Origin of the sequence: Cellulosimicrobium sp. MI9406 (assembly GCF_040595865.1) — a bacterium.
GTDB classification, from domain to species: domain Bacteria; phylum Actinomycetota; class Actinomycetes; order Actinomycetales; family Cellulomonadaceae; genus Cellulosimicrobium; species Cellulosimicrobium funkei.
Genome location: NZ_JALIZI010000002.1, coordinates 202,494 through 219,579, shown reverse-complemented (window position 1 = coordinate 219,579; position 17,086 = coordinate 202,494). Strand labels below are relative to the sequence as shown.

16 protein-coding genes are annotated in these 17,086 nt (G+C 74.6%); 6 read left to right on the top strand and 10 right to left on the bottom strand.

The features are described from left to right. Positions 1-6 precede the first annotated feature (6 nt). Both MT994_RS04015 and MT994_RS04010 read left to right on the top strand, forming a co-directional pair. The gene (locus tag MT994_RS04015) at positions 7-480 is read left to right on the top strand and encodes a DUF4383 domain-containing protein (RefSeq protein WP_354805220.1); all 474 of its coding nucleotides are present in this window, start codon (positions 7-9) and stop codon (positions 478-480) included. Next, entirely contained in the window at positions 477-1,832 is a 1,356-nt protein-coding gene (locus MT994_RS04010) for a cytochrome P450 (protein WP_354805219.1), read from the top strand. Before MT994_RS04015 ends, MT994_RS04010 begins: the two co-directional genes overlap by 4 nt. 73 nt (positions 1,833-1,905) lie before the next feature. Here MT994_RS04010 and MT994_RS04005 read toward each other — a convergent pair whose 3' ends face one another. Continuing rightward, positions 1,906-2,100 (bottom strand): hypothetical protein, encoded by a 195-nt coding sequence (locus tag MT994_RS04005; protein WP_354805218.1) that lies wholly within the window; start codon positions 2,098-2,100, stop codon positions 1,906-1,908. A 223-nt stretch (positions 2,101-2,323) separates the two neighbouring features. Here MT994_RS04005 and MT994_RS04000 point away from each other — a divergent pair, with 223 nt between their 5' ends. Then, complete coding sequence (locus tag MT994_RS04000) at positions 2,324-2,758, top strand: DUF6098 family protein (protein ID WP_061267415.1); 435 nt, start codon at positions 2,324-2,326, stop codon at positions 2,756-2,758. A 12-nt stretch (positions 2,759-2,770) separates the two neighbouring features. Here the strand turns inward: MT994_RS04000 and MT994_RS03995 are convergent, their stop codons facing one another. From MT994_RS03995 to MT994_RS03985, 3 genes are read right to left on the bottom strand one after another with little or no spacing between them, the layout of a single operon-like run. Further along, the gene (locus MT994_RS03995; protein WP_354805216.1) at positions 2,771-3,580 is read right to left on the bottom strand and encodes a cytochrome c oxidase assembly protein; all 810 of its coding nucleotides are present in this window, start codon (positions 3,578-3,580) and stop codon (positions 2,771-2,773) included. Then, the gene (locus MT994_RS03990) at positions 3,580-4,062 is read right to left on the bottom strand and encodes a DUF2243 domain-containing protein (RefSeq protein ID WP_061267416.1); all 483 of its coding nucleotides are present in this window, start codon (positions 4,060-4,062) and stop codon (positions 3,580-3,582) included. Before MT994_RS03990 ends, MT994_RS03995 begins: the two co-directional genes overlap by 1 nt. Then, on the bottom strand, positions 4,059-4,736 hold the full coding sequence (locus tag MT994_RS03985; protein WP_128957499.1) for a GAF and ANTAR domain-containing protein: 678 nt from the start codon (positions 4,734-4,736) through the stop codon (positions 4,059-4,061). The genes MT994_RS03990 and MT994_RS03985 overlap by 4 nt, the downstream gene beginning before the upstream one ends. 136 nt (positions 4,737-4,872) lie before the next feature. Here MT994_RS03985 and MT994_RS03980 point away from each other — a divergent pair, with 136 nt between their 5' ends. Then, positions 4,873-5,310 carry an SRPBCC family protein gene (locus MT994_RS03980; protein WP_061267418.1) on the top strand — a complete coding sequence of 146 codons (438 nt, stop codon included), beginning with the start codon at positions 4,873-4,875 and terminating at the stop codon, positions 5,308-5,310. Between the two features lie 42 nt (positions 5,311-5,352). On the opposite strand, the gene MT994_RS03975 is transcribed toward MT994_RS03980, so the two are convergent. The 5 genes from MT994_RS03975 to MT994_RS03955 all read right to left on the bottom strand — a co-directional run bounded on the left by MT994_RS03975 (position 5,353) and on the right by MT994_RS03955 (position 11,507). Next, entirely contained in the window at positions 5,353-6,951 is a 1,599-nt protein-coding gene (locus MT994_RS03975; RefSeq protein WP_240696586.1) for an NAD(P)/FAD-dependent oxidoreductase, read from the bottom strand. Next, the gene (locus tag MT994_RS03970) at positions 6,942-8,135 is read right to left on the bottom strand and encodes a zinc-dependent alcohol dehydrogenase (RefSeq protein WP_061267419.1); all 1,194 of its coding nucleotides are present in this window, start codon (positions 8,133-8,135) and stop codon (positions 6,942-6,944) included. The genes MT994_RS03975 and MT994_RS03970 overlap by 10 nt, the downstream gene beginning before the upstream one ends. A gap of 72 nt (positions 8,136-8,207) precedes the next feature. Further along, positions 8,208-9,167 carry a carbohydrate ABC transporter permease gene (locus MT994_RS03965; protein WP_085387839.1) on the bottom strand — a complete coding sequence of 320 codons (960 nt, stop codon included), beginning with the start codon at positions 9,165-9,167 and terminating at the stop codon, positions 8,208-8,210. Continuing rightward, positions 9,164-10,156, bottom strand: a complete 993-nt coding sequence (locus MT994_RS03960; RefSeq protein ID WP_232322557.1) for a sugar ABC transporter permease — start codon at positions 10,154-10,156, stop codon at positions 9,164-9,166. Before MT994_RS03960 ends, MT994_RS03965 begins: the two co-directional genes overlap by 4 nt. Before the next feature lies 1 nt (position 10,157). Beyond that, positions 10,158-11,507: an extracellular solute-binding protein gene (locus MT994_RS03955; protein WP_354805214.1), complete on the bottom strand. Its 1,350-nt coding sequence runs from the start codon at positions 11,505-11,507 to the stop codon at positions 10,158-10,160. Here MT994_RS03955 and MT994_RS03950 point away from each other — a divergent pair. After that, on the top strand, positions 11,506-11,649 hold the full coding sequence (locus MT994_RS03950; RefSeq protein ID WP_163187287.1) for a hypothetical protein: 144 nt from the start codon (positions 11,506-11,508) through the stop codon (positions 11,647-11,649). The two genes, MT994_RS03955 and MT994_RS03950, sit on opposite strands and share 2 nt — an antisense overlap. Positions 11,650-11,758: 109 nt before the next feature. Next, positions 11,759-12,895, top strand: coding sequence for a hypothetical protein (locus MT994_RS03945; protein ID WP_354805213.1), 1,137 nt, complete (start codon positions 11,759-11,761; stop codon positions 12,893-12,895). 97 nt (positions 12,896-12,992) lie between these two features. Here the strand turns inward: MT994_RS03945 and MT994_RS03940 are convergent, their stop codons facing one another. Beyond that, positions 12,993-16,889: a PQQ-dependent sugar dehydrogenase gene (locus MT994_RS03940; protein ID WP_354805212.1), complete on the bottom strand. Its 3,897-nt coding sequence runs from the start codon at positions 16,887-16,889 to the stop codon at positions 12,993-12,995. Positions 16,890-17,086 lie beyond the last annotated feature (197 nt).

Sequence of the window (17,086 nt, the reverse complement as noted above, 5' to 3'; positions counted from 1 at the left end):
GCCGACATGACCGCCGCATCCGCACCACGGGACGCCGCGCGGGCCGACCGCCCCGCGCGGGGCGTCCACCAGTACCTGGCGCTCGTCATCGGGATCGTCTACCTGCTGGTGGGCGTCGTCGGGTTCGCCGTCACGGGGTTCGACGGGTGGACCGTGCACGACCACTCGCAGACCCTGCTGGTCTTCGCGATCAACCCGCTGCACAACGTCGTCCACCTCGTCATCGGCCTCCTCGGCGTGCTGCTGTGGAGCCGGTCGTCGAGCGCCCGGACGTACGGCTGGATCCTCGCGATCGGCTACGGGGCCGCGTTCGTCTACGGGCTGGTCGTCGTGAACGACCCGCAGGCGAACGTCCTCAACATCAACGGCGCGGACAACGTGCTGCACGCGGTGAGCGCGGCCGCGGGCCTCGCCATCGCGCTGTGGCCGGCGCGCCGGGAGACCGGTCCCGCGACGCCGACCACGAGGACGGCCGCGTGACCGACACCCCGGTCGACCTGACGGCGAGCGAGACCGGGCGCGTCCTGCGGGACGTGCTCGGTCCGCTCGTCGCCCAGGGCGCCATCGTGCGGCGTCCCCGCGCGACCGCCTGGGCGGAGCGACGCCAGGTCGACCGCACGTCGCGCCGGGTGCTCGAGCGGCTGCGCGCCCGGTACGACGGCGCGCCGCTCGTCGTGCGCCTCGGGGGCCGGCGGCTCGTGCTCGCCACGCGGCCCGAGCACGTCGAGCGCGTCCTCGCGGGCTCCCCCGATCCCTTCACGCCGGCGTCCTGGGAGAAGCGGGGCGCGCTCGCCCACTTCCAGCCGGACGGCGTGCTGATCTCGCCGCTCCCGGAGCGGCTGGTGCGCCGCCCGTACAACGAGGCGGCGCTCGACATGTCCGAGCCCGTGCACCGCGACGGGGACGCGTTCGTCGCCGCGGTCGAGCGCGAGACCCGCGCGCTCGTCGCGACCGTCGAGGCGTCGGGCCGGCTGGACTGGGACACGTTCGCCGCGTCGTGGTGGCGCACCGTGCGGACGGTCGTCCTCGGCCGGGCGGCGCGCGACGACGAGCGCCTCGTCGCGATCCTCGACGCGCTGCGGCGCGACGGGAACTGGTCGTGGTTCCGGCCGCGCCGACCCTGGCTCCGCGCCGCCCTGGAACGGCGGATCGCCGAGCACGTCGCCGTCGCCGAGCCGGGGACCCTCGCGGCGCGCGGCCGCGACACCGGCGGGGCGGACGCCGTGCGCCGGCAGATCCCGCACTGGCTCTTCGCGTTCGACGCGGCGGGCGCCGCGACGTTCCGCGCGCTCGCGGTCGCCGCGGCGCGGCCCGCCGTGCGCGACCGGCTGCTCGCGGAGCCGACGACCGCCGGGAAGGGTCCGGCCGTCCTCCCGTACGCCCGCGGGTGCGTGCTCGAGTCCGTCCGGCTGTGGCCGACGACGCTCGCGATCCTGCGCGACGCGACGGCCCCCGTGCGCTGGGGCGCGAGCACCTTCCCGGCGGGCACCGGGTTCGTCGTGCTCAGCGCGTTCTTCCACCGGGACGCGGACCGCCTGTCGTTCGCCGACGCGTTCACGCCCGAGGCGTGGCTCGACGGCCGGGCCGACGCCGACTGGGGCCTCGTCCCGTTCAGCGGCGGTCCCGTGTCGTGCCCCGGCCGCAACGTCGTGCTGCTCCTGGCGTCGCACACGCTCGCGCGCGTCGCGCGCCTCGACCTGGCCGTCGCGCGCGGCCGCTACCTCGCCCGGGACCCGCTCCCGCCGACGATGGACCCCCTCGGCCTGCGGTTCGGGCTGCGCGGCGAGACGGCCCGCCGGGAGGGCGAGCTCGCCCCGAGCGCGGCCGCCTAGACACCGCCTAGACACTGCCCAGACGGCACGAGGGCCCGGGTGCGCCGCACCCGGGCCCTCGTGCTGCCGTGCGTCAGGCGTCGCCGGACGCCTCCCCGCCGGTGCGCGGGTTGACGTTCCCCGGCTCTGCGTCCGGGTCCGTGTCGTCCGGGTCCGTGTCTTCCGACCCCGAGCCGCTCGCCTGCCGCCCCTCGCGGGGGTTGAGCGACCGCGGGTCGGCGTCCGGGTCCTCGGCGGGGTCGTAGCCGCGCTCGTCGTTCTCGCTCATGTCGGCCTCCTCGGTCGGGCTCTCGTGCGGGTCTCGCGCCCCGGACGGGCGGCGCGTCCTGTCACCGTCGCACGACCTCCCGGCGCTCGCAGGGCTGGGGATGCCTGGCCGTCGACCCGCTCGTAGCCTGGGGACGGCGGGCGTGACCGGCAGGTCCCGTCCGTCACGGAGAGTCGAGAAGGGGCCCCGCCGGCACGCAGCGACGCCAGCCCAGGAGGTCCCGATGCCCGACGCGCCCAGCATGCTCGACACGCTGCCCCGCCTGCGGAGCCTCGCGGAGGTCGCCGGGCTCGTGGAGGTGGTGCGCCCCCTCTACGTGCGGTTCAGCGGCGGTCCGGAGCAGGACGCCGAGAGCGTGAGCCGCGACCACGAGAGCGGGTGCCTGCTGCCCGGTCTCAGCGTCAACCCGCTGACGCCCGAACCGTGGTGGGACCGCCCGGTGGAGCACTGGGTGGCGCGCCAGCTCTGCCAGTACGCGCACCTCATGACGCCGGAGCGCTTCCCGTGGCTCCTCACGGGCGAGGTCGCCGGGCGCGGCCCGGACAGCGAGCCGCTCCTCGTGGACGTCGTGCCGGCCGCGTCGCTCGACCCGCGGGTCGTCGAGGAGGCGGGCCGGCTCTACCGGAAGGCGTTCGACGCGGGCGACGACGGCACGTGAGGAGCGGAGCCGTCACGCGAGCCCGGGTCGCGTGCGCACGCACGCGGCCGGGATCTCCCGGGGCCGCGTCGCCGTGTACCACCCGGCCACGAGGAGCACCATGAGCGTGACGTCCACGACGTCGCCCGCGTAGTACATGAGCTGCGCGCCCGTGCGCGCGTCGGCGGGGGAGACGCCCGCCGGCGGGTGCGCGTAGAGCCACTTCGCGAGCACGGAGTGCGCGGCGACGAAGGCGACGAGCACGCCCGCGCGCACCCGGAAGGACGCGCGGGACGGGTGCGGGTCCGGTCCGACGAGCGACGCGGTGAACAACCAGCCCGCGAGCAGGACGTGCGCGTGCACGACCACGCCCACGACGGCGGAGGAGTGGGCGAGGTGGAAGAGCCCTGTCGTGTACAGGAGCCAGAGCCCGCCCGCGTCGAGGAGGCCCGCGACCACGGGGTGGCCGACGACGCGCGGCACGGGGGAGCGCAGCACCGCGCTGACGCGACGCGCCCGGGCGGGCGGCAGCGCGCGCAGGAGCAGCGACACGGGCGCGGCGAGGACGAGGAGCAGCGGCGCCAGCATGCCCAGCAGGACGTGCCCGGCCATGTGGGCCGTGAAGCTCGACCGCGACGCCTCCGCGAGCGGCCCGACGGTCGCGACGCCCGCGCACGCGAGCCCCGCGTACCAGGACAGCGTGCGCCGCACGGGCCACCGGCTGCGCGACCGCGTCGCCCGCAGCCCGGCGGCGTAGGCGGCGGCGCCCAGGGCGAGCGCGACGACCGCGACGACCGTCAGCAGGGCGGGCCCGCCGGTCGCGACGTGATGGTGCGGGGGCATCACGCGCTCCCGGCGGCGTCCGCACGAGCGGGCCGCGCGCGGCGCAGGACGACCAGCCCGACGACGAGCGCGACGACCGCCGTCCCGATCCACACGACGTCGTACACCAGGAGGTCGACGCCGTACCGGATCTGGTGGATCCCGAGGATCTTGTGGTTGAGGACGCCGTCCAGGAGCTCGAAGCCCCCGACGCCGACGACCACGGCCCCGACCCAGCGCGACCACGACACCTCCGTGCGGCGGCGCACGTCGGCGAGCAGGAACAGCCCCCAGACGGTGACGAACCAGCCCACCGCGTGGAAGACGCCGTCGGCGGCGAGCGCCACCTGGGTCGTCGACAGGTCGTAGAAGTGGTGCCACTGCAGGCCCAGGTGGAACACGAACAGGTCGATGATCGACGCCGCGATCCCGGCGCCGAACAGGACGCCCGACAGGACGGTCCGGCGGTCGTGCGCGCGCGCCGCGTCGGCCGGGCCGTTCACGAGCGTCCCGGGTCGTCGTCGGCGGGGTCCGGCGCGTCCTCGACGACGAGCGCGCGCAGGAGGGACTCGGCGACCTCGCGCGGGCTCACGTTCCGGTGCCGGGCCGCCGAGTCGACGATGCGGCGGGCCTCGTCGGCGGAGCACTGGTTGGTCTGCATGATCGCGCCGACGGCGCGCTCCGTGGCGACGGCGTCGGACATGTCCCGGTAGAAGCCCGCGGTCGAGTCCTCGAGCACCGCCAGCTCGAGCCGCAGCCCGACCGCGGACGCCACGAGCTGGGCGTACGCGTCGGCGGCGGTCAGGAGCTCCGGCGTCCACGGGTCGGGTGCGCGCGAGTACAGGTTGAGCGCGACGGCGACGTCCGCGGTGACGATCGCGGGGACGGCGACCGAGGAGACGAAGCCCTCCTCGGCGCACTGTCGTGCCCAGCGCTCCCAGCCGACGGACTCCTCGACGGACGGCACGAGCCGGGAGCCGCCGTCCTCCATCGCGTCGATGCAGGGGCCGGCGTCGTCGAGCGCCTCGGCCTGGTCGCAGCGCGCCGCGGCGTCGGTGCTGCTGCCCGCGCGCACGCTCACGCCGGCCTGGCGCATCGTGATGCTGACCTCGAGGCCGTGGCCGAGGATCGTCGCGGCCCGGTCCGCGAGCTCCTGCGGGAAGCTGGCGATGCCCATCGTGCCCTCCTGGCGGTCGGCGCCCGCGCCCACGCGGGCAGGTCCTCACGCTACGGTGGGCGCCTCCCGCTCGCGCGCACTCGCGCCGGGGTGCGCGAGCGGTTGCCAGTGCGGGGCGCGCGACTAGCGTCGCCTCATGGTGACCGTCACTCGGGCCGTGCGATGCCCCTCCGACGCGGTGCTCGGCGTCCTCGCGGACGGCTGGTCGTACTCGACGTGGGTCGTCGGGACGGCGCGTATCCGTGCCGTCGACGACACGTGGCCCGCGCCCGGGTCGCGGATCCTGCACTCGGTCGGGCTGTGGCCCGCGCTGCTCGACGACGAGACGGTCGTGCGCGCCTGGGACCCGGACCGGGGGATCGACCTCCAGGCGCGCGGCTGGCCCGCGGGCGAGGCGCGCGTGCGGATCGAGGTGCGCCCGACGGAGCAGGGCTGCACCGTGCGGATCACGGAGGACGCCGAGAAGGGTCCGGGCACGCTCGTGCCCCGACCGGTGCGCAGCGCCGTGATCGGCCCCCGGAACGTCGAGGCCCTGCGCCGGCTCGCGCACCTCGCGGAGCGCCGGACCCCGTAGCGCGGCAGCACCATCGCCCCCATCGCCCCCATCGCCCCCGCGTCAGGGGTCGCGCAGCAGCCGTGCCCACGCGGTGCGCACGAGCGCGCGGCGCAGCGACCCGCGCGGTCCGGCGGCGGCGAGAGCGGCGCGCGCCGCGTTCCACCCGCACGCCCCGTGGACCCCGCCGCCGGGATGGGCGGAGGCGCTCGCGAGGTAGAGCGACGCGACGGGCGTCTCGGGGCGGCCGAGGCCGGGGGTCGGGCGCAGGAAGAGCTCCTGGTGGACGGCCGACGTGCCGCCGTTGATCGCCCCGCCCGCGAGGTTCGCGTCGACCGCCTCCAGGTCGGCCGGGGTCTGCACGAAGCGACCCACGACCGTGTCGGCGAAGCCGGGCGCGACCCGCTCGACCGCGTCCTCCACGCGGCGCACCTCGTCCGTGACGCGCTCGCGCGTCCACGGCACGCCGTGCGGCACGTGCGTGTAGGCCCACGCCGACTCGGTGCCCGCGGGCGACCGCGTGGGGTCCGACGTCGTCATCTGCCCGAGGACGAGGAACGGCCGCTCGGGGACGTGGCCGCGCGAGAGCGAGGCCGCGACGTCGACGAACCCCGCGCGGTCGACGCCGAGGTGCACCGTGCCCGCACCGCGCGCCCCGGGCGCGGTCCACGGGACGGGCCGGTCGAGCGCCCAGCTCACCTTCACGGTCGGGTGGTCCCACTGGAACCGGCCGAGGTCGCGCACGAGCCGCGCCGGGAGCCGGTCGGCGCCGACGAGGTCGAGGTAGAGCGCGGGCGCGCTGACGTCGGCGAGCACGGCGTGGCGGGCGCGCACGTGCCGCCCGTCGGCCGTGCTCACGCCGACCGCGCGACCGCGCACCACGTGCACGCGCTCGACCCGCGCGCCCGTGACGACGTCGCCCCCGCGGGCGCGCAGCCGCGAGACGAGCGCGTCGGGGAGCCGTCCGGCACCCCCGGTCGGGACGGGGAAGCCCACGTCCTGGCCGAGCATGGCGAGCAGCCAGCCGAACACGCCGCTGCCCGCGGCGTCGGGCGGGACGTCGGCGTGCATGGCGTTGCCGGTGAGCAGCAGGCCGCCCCCCTCGCCTCGGAACGTCTCGTCGGCCAGGCGGCGCACGGGCAGGACGGCGAGCCGGGCGAGGTCGAGCGTGCCCGCCGCGCCGAGCCGGCGCAGCACGCGCAGCACCGGCCCGGCCGCCGGGAGCGGGCTGAACAGCGCGTCGAGGAGCGGGTCGCGCACGCGGTCCCAGCCCGCCACGAGCTCGAGCCACGCGTCGCCGTCGCCGGGTGCGACCTCGTCGAGCCCGGCGGCGGTGTCCTCGGCGCGGGCGCGCAGGACGGCGGCACCGCCGTCGTCGAGGGCGTGCGCGAGGACGTCCGGGGCGCGGGACCACGTGAGGCCGTGCTCCTCGAGGTGCAGGCCCCGGATCACGGGCGACCCCGCCGCGAGCGGGTAGAACGCGCTGAAGAGGTCCGTCTCGTACCCCGGCGCCGCGACCTCGGCGGAGCGGACCGCGCCGCCGTACGTCTCCTGCGCCTCGAGGACGAGCACGTCCCACCCGGCGTCGGCGAGCGCGTTCGCGGCGACGAGGCCGTTGGGCCCCGCCCCGACCACGACGGCGTCGACGGTGGTCAGGCCCACGGGTCGAGCACGACCTTGATGCAGCCGTCCTCCTTGCGCTGGAACGTGCGGTACGCGTCGGGCGCCGACTCGAGCGGCAGCCGGTGCGTGCGCAGGTCCAGCACGCCGAGCGGGTCGGAGACGTCGGCGGCGAGGGGGAGGACGTCGTCGGTCCAGCGGCGCACGTTCGCCTGGCCCATGCGCAGCGTCACCTGCTTGTCGAAGAGCTGCATCATGGGCAGCGGGTCCTTCGCCCCGCCGTAGACGCCGGAGATCGAGATCGTGCCGCCGCGGCGGACGAGGTCGATCGCGGTGTAGAGGGCCGCGAGGCGGTCGGTCGCGGCGCGCTCGGTGAGGGGCGCGGCGAGCGCGTCGGGCAGGACGCCGACGACCTTCTGGGTGGCCTCGGCGACGGGGGAGCCGTGCGCCTCCATCCCGACGGCGTCGATGACGGAGTCCGCGCCGCGGCCCGACGTGAGGTCGCGCACCGCGCCGACGAGGTCGTCGACCGCCGACGGGTCGAGGGTCTCGACGCCGTGACGCTCGGCCATCGCGCGCCGCTCCGGCACGCGCTCGATCCCGACGACGCGGGACGCGCCGCGGTGCCGCGCGATCCGCGCGGACATCTGCCCGATCGGGCCGAGCCCCAGCACCACGACCGTGCCGCCGGGCGGCACGTCGGCGTACTCGACGGCCTGCCACGCGGTGGGCACGACGTCGGAGAGGTAGAGGTAGCGCTCGTCCGGGGAGCCGTCGTCGGGCACGACGACCGGCCCGTACTGGGCCTGCGGCACGCGCAGGTACTGGGCCTGCCCGCCGGGCACCTGGCCGTAGAGCTTGGTGTACCCGAAGAGCGCGGCGCCCTTGTCCTGCGACCGGACCTGCGTCGTCTCGCACTGGGTCTGCAGCCCGCGCTCGCACATCCAGCAGTGCCCGCACGCGATGTTGAACGGGACGACGACGCGGTCGCCGACCCGGAGGTTCCCCGCCTCGGGCCCGACCTCCTCGACGACGCCCATGGCCTCGTGGCCCAGGACGTCGCCGGAGTCGAGGAACATCCCGAGCACCCCGTACAGGTGCAGGTCGGAGCCGCAGATCGCGGTCGACGTGACGCGCACGATCGCGTCCGTGGGCTGCTCGATCCGGGGGTCGGGCACGTCCTCGACGCTCACCTTCTCGCGTCCCTGCCAGGTCAGTGCTCGCATGGTGCTGCCGTCCTTCCGTGGGTGGTGCGTGTGCGTGGTGCGTGGTGCGCGTGCGTGGTGGGGACGGCGGGCTCAGCCCTTGCTCCCCGTCGTCGCCACCCCCTCGACGAAGTGCCGCTGGCCGAGGAAGAAGAGGAGGATCATCGGGAGGGTCGTGATGACGGAGGCCGTGACGACGACCTCCCACTGCGACTCGCCGCCGGGGCCGAACTGGTCGATGAGCGCCTTGAGGCCGCGCGGGATGGTGAACGTCGACGAGTCCTGCAGGTAGATGAGCGGGCGCATGAGGTCCGTCCACGCCGCCTGGGCCTCGAAGAGGAGCGTCAGGACGAGGGCGGGCCGGCACAGCGGCACCGCGATGCGCCAGAACATCTGCCAGTTGTTCGCGCCGTCGAGGCGCGCGGCCTCGAACGGCTCGCGCGGCAGGCCGAGGAAGAACTGCCGCAGCAGGAACACGTAGAACGCGCTCGCGAACAGGTTCCCCGCCCACAGCGGCACGTTCGTCCCCACGAGCCCGAGCTGGTTCCAGATGAGGAACGTGGGGATCATCGTCACGGCGCCCGGCAGCATCATGGTCGCGAGCACGAGCGCGAACAGGGCGCCGCGGCCGCGGAAGCGGAAGAACGCGAAGCCCCACGCGACGAGCGCGCTCGACACCGTGACGAGGCCTGCGGCGAGCACGGTGACGACGACGGTGTTCCCGAGCCACAGCGCGAGCGGTGCCTCCTGCCAGACGGTCACGTAGTTGTCGAGCGTGAACGTGCGCGGCACGAGCCGGTTGTCGAACACCTCGGCGCGCGGCTTGAACGACGCGGAGAGCAGCCACAGCAGCGGGTACACGAACGCGACCGTGGCGAGCACGAGCGCGGCGAGCACGACGGCGCGCAGCCACCGGCGGCGCGGCCCGCGCCCGGCGCCGCGCGTCCGGGCGGGGGGCGGCGGCCCCTGCGCCTCGGGCGCACCCGTGGCCGGGTCCGGCGCGGCGCCCGGGCCGCTCACGGCGGGGCGGGGGAACGAGGGTGCGGTGGTCATCGCTGCTCCCCCTCGTAGTAGACGAGCCGTCGGGACACGACGAGCTGGACGAGCGTGACGAGCATGATGACGACGAACAACAGCCACGCGAGCGCCGACGCGTACCCCATGTGGAGCTCCTGGAACCCCTCCTGGAAGAGGTAGATCACGTAGAACAGCGCGGCGTCGTTGCGGTAGGTGGAGTTGCCGGCGCCGAAGTAGGCCGAGTACGCCTCGGTGAACATCTGGAACCCGGCGATCGTGTTGATGACGACGACGAAGAACAGCGCGCCGCTGATCATCGGCACCGTGACGGCGCGCGTCCGGCGCCAGAACCCCGCCCCGTCGACGCGCGCGGCGTCGTACAGGTCGTTCGGCACGTTGCGCAGGGCGGCGAGCAGGATGATCACGGCCGACCCGACGGTCCAGAGGCTGATGAGCACGAGCCCGGGCTTGATCCAGGCCTGGTCGGTCGTCCACGACGGTCCCTGGACGCCGAACCAGGACAGCACCTGGTTGACGACCCCGTACTGGCCGTTGAACAGCAGCAGGAGCAGCACGCCGACGGCGACCGGCGGCGTCATCTTGGGGATGAAGAACGCGGTGCGGAAGAAGCCTGCCGACCGGCCCGCCTGGTTGAGGAGCAGAGCGAGCGCGAGCGCCACGACCGTGTAGAGGGGCACCTGGACCACCGTGTAGACGAGCGTGTTCCACAGCGACAGCGCGACCTTCGGGTCCTGCGCCATCTCCCGGTAGTTGTCGAGACCGACGAACGTCGGGTCGTTGATGACGTCGTAGTCCGTGAGCGACAGGTAGGCGCTGTAGAGGATCGGCCACGCCGTGAACACGAGGAACCCGACGATCCACGGGCTGATGAAGCGCAGCGCCGCGTTGCGCTCCCGCCGCGCGGACGCGCTCAGGCGCGGGCGGCGACCGCCCGGCGCCGTGCGGTGGCCGTCCGACGCCGGGGGAGGGGTCGGCAGGGTCGGCGCGACGTCGGCTGCCGCCACCTCAGTCCTCCTCGTCCCACTGCGCCCAGGCGTCGTCGAGCGCCTTCTGCGCCTCGTCCTGGGCCTGCGCGAGCGCCTCGGCCGGCTCCTGCTGGCCGTTGAGGACGCGGTTCACCGCGTCCTGCCAGGCGGTCTCGAACTCGTTGTCCGCGGGGTTCGCCGGGAGCGCGAAGGTCGCGTCGTTCGCCTCGTACATCGCGTCGATCGCGTCCTGCCACGGCTGGGGCGCGTCGTCGGGCACGAGGTCGTCGCGGATCTGCTGGTCCGCCTCCTCGTTGCCGGTGAGGACGCCCGTGAAGACCAGGCCGTCCTGCGCACGCGCGTCGGCGCGCGCCTGCGCCGCCTCGACCCAGGCGTCCGTCTCCGTCATGAGGCGCGCGAACCGGCACGCCGCCGCGGGGTTCTCGCTCCCGCGCGGGACGGCCCAGGCGGAGCCGGACGCGAACGCGATCGCGTCGCCGTCGGGCGTGCGCACGGCGTCGAACGCCATGGGGGCGTCCGGGGACGACTCGTTGAGCACGTTGATGTACCACTGCTCCATCGGCATCGCGCCGAGCGCGTCGGTCGCGAACTGGTTCCCGGCGCCGAAGAAGTCGGCGGAGTCGCGGAACGTCTTGACCGCCGGGAAGCCGCCCTGGGCGTCGTAGATCCCCACCGCCCACTCGAGCGACTCGACGACCTCGGGGCCGTCGAGCTGCGCGGTGCGGCCGTCCTCGGAGAGCAGGTCGGCGCCCACCGCCTTCGACCACAGCGGGAGGAACTCGGGCAGCTTCGAGTCGAACCCGATGACGCTCAGCGCCCCGCCGTCGGTGCGCAGGAGCGCCTCGTTCGCCGCCGTGACGGCCTCGCGGTCCGAGCCGTTGACGTCCTCGACGGTGAGCCCGGCCGCGGAGAGCAGGTCGGCGTTCGCCATCGTCACCTGGACCTGGTTGAACTCCGGGATCCCGTACACGCTGCCGTCGAACGTCACCTGGTCGACGGCGGTGTCCACGAACGCGTCCAGGTCGATCTCCTCGGCCGCGACGCACTCGTCGAGCGGGAGGATCGCGTCGCGCGACGCGAACGTGCCGATCTGGTCACGGTTCGCGTACACCACGTCCGGCGGGTTGCCCGACGCGACCGCCGAGAGGAAGGCCTGGATGTCGAGCTCGCCCTCCGAGAGGCGCACGTCGACGTCGTCGAGGCCCTCGACGGCGCGGTCGTAGCGGACCTCGCCGATCTCGTCGCCGGTCCCGAAGCCCATGACCGAGAGCTCGCCCGACGGCGACCCGTCGGTCGTGAAGTCGACGTCCGAGCCGTCGTCACCGGTGCCCTGCGCACAGCCCGTCAGGGCCAGGGCGGCGACCACCATGCTCGTTCCTGCGGCTGCCGCGCCGCGTCGGCGGACCATCATCTGCCTCCTCGTGGGAGCCACGGGGCGGACGGCAGGGGTGCGCGACGCCACCGTGGTGCTCGACGGCGTCGGCGTCTGGCTGCACCGACGCCGCCAGTGAAGCACCGGCTCTGCCCGCTCACACGTCGAACCGCTGCTCGGGCCCGGTGCCCGGCGCGTGCACGGCAGGCGCGCGTGCGGGCGCCCGCCGTGCGGGGCACCCTCGTCCCGTGGCACGAGACGAGAGCAGGACGGGACCGACCCCGCCCGCGGCCCGGGCACCCCGGGTGGTGGAGGCGGGGACACGGGCGCGCCGCGCGGTCACGGCCGCGCAGCGGCAGTGGGTGCGCCACCCTCGGTGGTCGCTGGCGGTCAAGGGCGCGCTCGCGGCGGCCGTCGCGTGGTACGTCGGGGTGCTCGCCCCGGCCCCGTTCTCCGAGTACCCCTACTACGCCCCGCTCGGCGCGGTCGTCGCGACGACGAGCACGCTCGCGCGCTCCGTCCGCGAGTCGACCCAGGCGATCCTCGCGATCCTCGTCGGCGCGGCGATCGCCCGGGGCGTCGACCTCGTCCTCGCCCCGAGCGCGCTGTCCGTGGCGGTCGTCGTAGGCCTCGCGCTCCTGTGCGCGGGGTGGCGGCGGTTCGGCGAGATGGGCACGTGGGCGGTCACGTCGGCCCTGTTCGTGCTCATCATCGGCAACGACGCGAAGGTCGAGTTCGTCGGCGCGTACGCCGGTCTCGTCGTCGTGGGTGCGGGCATCGGCGTCGTCATCAACCTGCTCGTGCCCCCGCTGCCCCTCACCCCGACCGAGGAGGCCCTCGACGGGCTGCGCGACACGCTCGTCGACCAGGTCGAGGCGCTCGGCGACGGTCTCGCGGGCGAGCGCCCGCCGTCGGCGGAGGAGTGGGAGGAGCGACGGCGCGAGGTGGAGCCGACGCTCACCCGCGCGCGCGACGCCGTCGCGCGGACACGGGAGGCCGCGCGCGCCAACATCCGGCTGCGTCGCCACCGCGACTGGGCCGCGTCGCAGGTGCGGCGCGCGCAGGAGCTCGAGGGGTCGGCCGGCGTCGTCGGGTCGCTCGTGCGGCTGCTCGTCGAGTGGGAGCGCGAGGACCGCGACGACCTCGCGCTCGGCGCCCGCCTGCGGCCGCTCGCGGCCCGTGCCCTGGACGCCTACGCCGGTGCGCTGCGGTCGGTCGGCCCGGAGCCCGCCGACGCGGACGCGCTGCGCGAGCTCTCCGCGCGGACGCAGGAGCTGCACGACGGCGTCCGGGCGGCGCGCCGCGAGGACGACCGGGACTACTTCGTCGCGGGCGCGGTCGTGCTCGCCCTGCGGCGCGGCGTGGCGGTGCTGACGGCCGTGTGACACCGGGCGCAGAGCCGCCCCGGTCCCGCAGGCTGGTCGGACGCAGCCGTGGGAGCCGGGGCGGCTCGGGTCGTCAGCTCAGGTGCTCAGGGGCGCGTCAGCCGCAGGCGTGCGCCGCGTGCTCGACCACCTCCTCGCTCGTCACCTCCTCGCCGTCGACCGTCGCCGTGGCGGACACGGTGACGGCCCCTGCGTCGAGCGTCGTCGCGCGCGTGGCGAACGACTGGTAGGCCGCCGCCCCGGGCGCGACGCCCGCGACCGTGCGCGACCCGAACGCCGTCGTGAGCGTCACGTCCGCCACGACGTCGGACGCGTTCGTCGCCGCGACCGCGAGGTACGCCTTGCCCGCGAGGCACCGCGGCGTCACGACGACGTCGAGCGCCACGCCGGCCGGCTCCTGCGCCGGCGTGACGACGAGGTCGCGCAGGCTGCCGGTGTTGTCGAACGAGCCGAACCCGACGCGGCCCGTGCCGAACGTCGTGTCGTTCGCGGTGAGGAGCGGTGTGTCGAGCCCGTCGACGTAGACGGCGACGTCGCCGCTGTCCGCGCAGCGCACGACGCGCACGTCGTGCCACTCCTCGTCGGTGACCGCCGGGGGAGCCCCGACGGCGCCGTCCCACTGGTCGTCGATCCGCTCCCGGTCCTTGCCGTCGACCTTGAAGATGCCGTTGTGCGCGTAGATCGTGTTGTCCTGCGACAGGTGCGCGTAGTAGTACTGCGTGTCCGACTGCCAGCCGAACACCACGATCACGTCGCGGTTGTTCACGGACGCGGGGGCGTCGAGCCGCACCTCGGCGTCGAGCGCGAACGACCCGAGCTCGGGGCCCTCGGTGAGGACCGCGTACTCGAACGGACGGCGGATGCCGTCGTTCGGGTTGTCGCCCGCCTGCGCGAGCACGACCGCGTCGCCCGGGAACTGCCACTTCGACGGCGTGCGCGGCGCCCAGTGCTCGGCACCGAGGACGTCGGTGATCGGCTCGCCCGCCGGCGCGCACGACGGCGGCGTCGGAGGCTCGACCGGCTGGGCGCCGAACAGCGCGTACTGCGCGGCGACCTGCTCGGGCGTCGGGACGACGTCGAGGAACATGAGGTCGTCCATGCGGCCGTGGAACGGGTTCGCCTCGCGCGTGTCCTGCGGGAAGCTCCCGCCGATCTTGATCCCCGCGGGGTCGGTGGGCGACGTCGCGCCCGCGCCCCACGGGTTCGAGGCCGTGTACCGGCCCTCGAGCTCCTCGCCGTTGCGGTACAGCTTCATCTCCCCGCCCGCGAAGTCGAACGTCGCGGCGAGGTGCACCCACTGGTTGCGCTGGAGGATCTGGTCCCACGGCAGGTCGGCCGCGAACGTCCACGAGCCGCCGCCGTCGAGGCGGCGCCCGAGCGCGACGAGCCGCAGCTCGCCGTCCACCGTGATGACCTCGAGCAGCGCGCGCACCGCGTGCCCGTCCGACGTCCCGGTCAGGACTCCGGCGAGCCCGATCGCGTTGTAGCGGTCGTCGGGGTTCGCCGTGCCCGAGTTGAGGGCGGGGTGCTCGCCGGTCGGCTTGAACCAGCCCATCACGGAGATCTCGTCCGCCCCGGCGAACGCACCGAGGGAGTCGACGCCGTCGGGGTCGTAGACGCCGGCCTTCCAGTCGTCGTTCGACGCCGTCCGGGGACTCATCTGCTGCGTCTGGAGCGCCTCGCCCGCACCGGGGTAGGCCCGGTCCGCCACGCGCATCTCGACGCCGCCGTTGACGAGCTCGATGTCGGTCCCCGACCAGCCCTGGTCCGCCTCCCACGTCGGCGCACCCGGGACGGGGTGGTCGAAGTCGTAGTGCGCGACGAGGTTCGGGGCGAGCTCGGGCAGCGCGACGGGGGAGGCGGCCGTCGCGCGCCGCGCGCCGGTCACCTGCCAGATCTTCCCGTTCGCCTTCGAGACGAGGTACAGCTCCCCGTCGGCGTCCGCGCCGAACCGCAGGTCGACCCGCTGGTCGCCGACGAGCTCCTGGAACGTCGTCTCCGCGCCGTCGGCGAACACGCGCAGGTGCTCGATCTCGGCGAGGTCGGCCGGGTCGCCGTCGTTCCGGACCATCTCGTCGGCCTCGGTGCCCAGGACCCACCCGCGCACGAGGTCGGTGAACAGGTAGCGGCCGTGCAGCTCCGGGATGTCCCCGCGGTACACGAAGCCGCCGTTGAGCGCGACGCCCGCGTCGCCGGTCTGGCCCGGGTCGCGGTTGTGGTCGTACGCGGCGACGGGGTAGGTGAAGCCGTGCTGCGCGTCGTCGGCGGGCAGGGGGAAGATCTGCCGGTTGTCCGCGAGGAACGGTCCCTCGCGCACGGACCAGCCGAAGTTGTCGCCCGGCTCGACGGCGTACACCGACTCGACCTGCCACTCGCCGATGTGCCCGAGGTACATCGTGTGGTCGCCCTCGGGGTCCCAGCTGATGCGGTGCGGGTCGCGCAGGCCGAGGGCGTAGATCTCGGGCAGCGCCCCGGGGGTGCCGACGAACGGGTTGTCCGCGGGGATCCCGTATCTCCCGTTGGCGCTGTCGTCGCCGAGCGGGTCGATGCGGAAGACCTTGCCCTGCGGCGTCGCGAGGTCCTGCGGGTTGCCGTTGCCGACGCCGTTGCCGCCGTCGCCCACGAGGACGTAGAGGTTTCCGTAGTCGGCGTCACCCTCGGTCACCGTGGGGTTGAACGCGATCTGCTGCACCGTGTGCACGCGGCCGGCGAACGGCACGCGCAGGACCTCGCGGCTCGTGCCCGCGAAGACCGGTGCGGACGGGTCGGTGGCCTTCCACTCCGTGACGACGCTGTGGAACTGCGTGTTGCCGTACGCCGGGTAGTCCGGCGTGTCCTGCGTCAGCGCGGTGCCGCCCTCGGTGTGCACCGTGTAGAACAGGCCGTTCTCGGCGAAGTCGGGGTGGAACTCGGCGGAGCCGAGTCCGGTCCCGAGGCCCGCGCTGTTGTGGAAGTTGTCGAGGAACTGCTGGCGCACGTCGAGGTACGCCACGTGCTCCCCGGTGTCCTTGTCGACCGTGTAGAGCACCGCGTTGTTGTCCGGCACCATGAGGCGGCCGGAGCCGTCCGGGATCTCGTCGAGGTGCGTGATCCGGTTGTGCCGCACGAGGCGCTGGTCCTGCGTCGCCGGTGTCGTCGACGACTCGGGGAGCTGGGCCAGCTCGGTCACCTCGATGCCGAGGGTCGACGGCGTCGGGTCCGGCAGCGGGTTGAGCAGCGGCTCGCTCGGCGCGGTGCCGCCCCCGGCGCAGTCGGCCGGGTTGCCGGTCGGGACGGCGAGGTTCTGCCCGGTCGTGTCGACCGCGACGTCGTCGAGCATGAGCCGGCCCGCGCTGCTCGCGCCGTTGATCCAGAAGAAGCGGTCGAGCGCGCCGCTCACGCCCTGCCGGAAGCCGAACTGCTGCTCGGTGCCCGCGGGCAGCCGCGTGACCTCCTCGTACGGGCCGCCCTGGCTGTACACGCTGACCTTGTCGGTCGCGTTGTCGGCGACGATCCAGACGCACTGCCACGTGTCGCGCGACCACACGCCCGCGGGCTTGAAGGCGCCGCCGTCGCGCACGAGCATGACGTCGTTGTTCTGGTTGTTCACGTAGGCGCGGCTGTGCGCGTAGTCGGACGGCGCGTCGTGGTCGGTGATCCCGAACGACGTGTCGACGCTCCCCGTGCGCAGGAAGCGGAAGAACACGGTCCCCGTCGTCCCGTCGGCGATGCCGGGGACGGCGCGGTGGGCGCGCTGGGTCCCCCCGACCATCTCGAGCACCTGGTTGTTGCCGTTGAGCGGGTCGGCGATCACCCGGGCGGCGGAGGAGGCGGACCAGCCGTCCTGGCCGTTCAGGGCGGTCCGCTGGTAGGACTCGAAGCTGAGGACCTCGCTGAACTCGTCTGCGGCCTCCTCTGCGGCCGCCGGTGGTCCGAGGAGGGTTCCTCCCAGGACGGCCGCGAGGGACAGGGCGAGCGCCGCCCTGCCTCGTCGGCTCGCATGCGTAGACGTCATCGTCTGCTCCACTTCGTCGGATGGTGCTGGCACGACGCTGGTTAGCGCTGTCATGCGACCGACCCGCCGGGCGTCCGCCGCCGGGCCGGCCCTCCTGCACGCCGTCGGTCCTCGTCCCCGCGTCGTTGCGGCGAGGCCCGTCCGGGCCGGGCGCACGGTCGGTGACCTCGTCGGTCGCCGCGTCCTGCTCTCCCGTC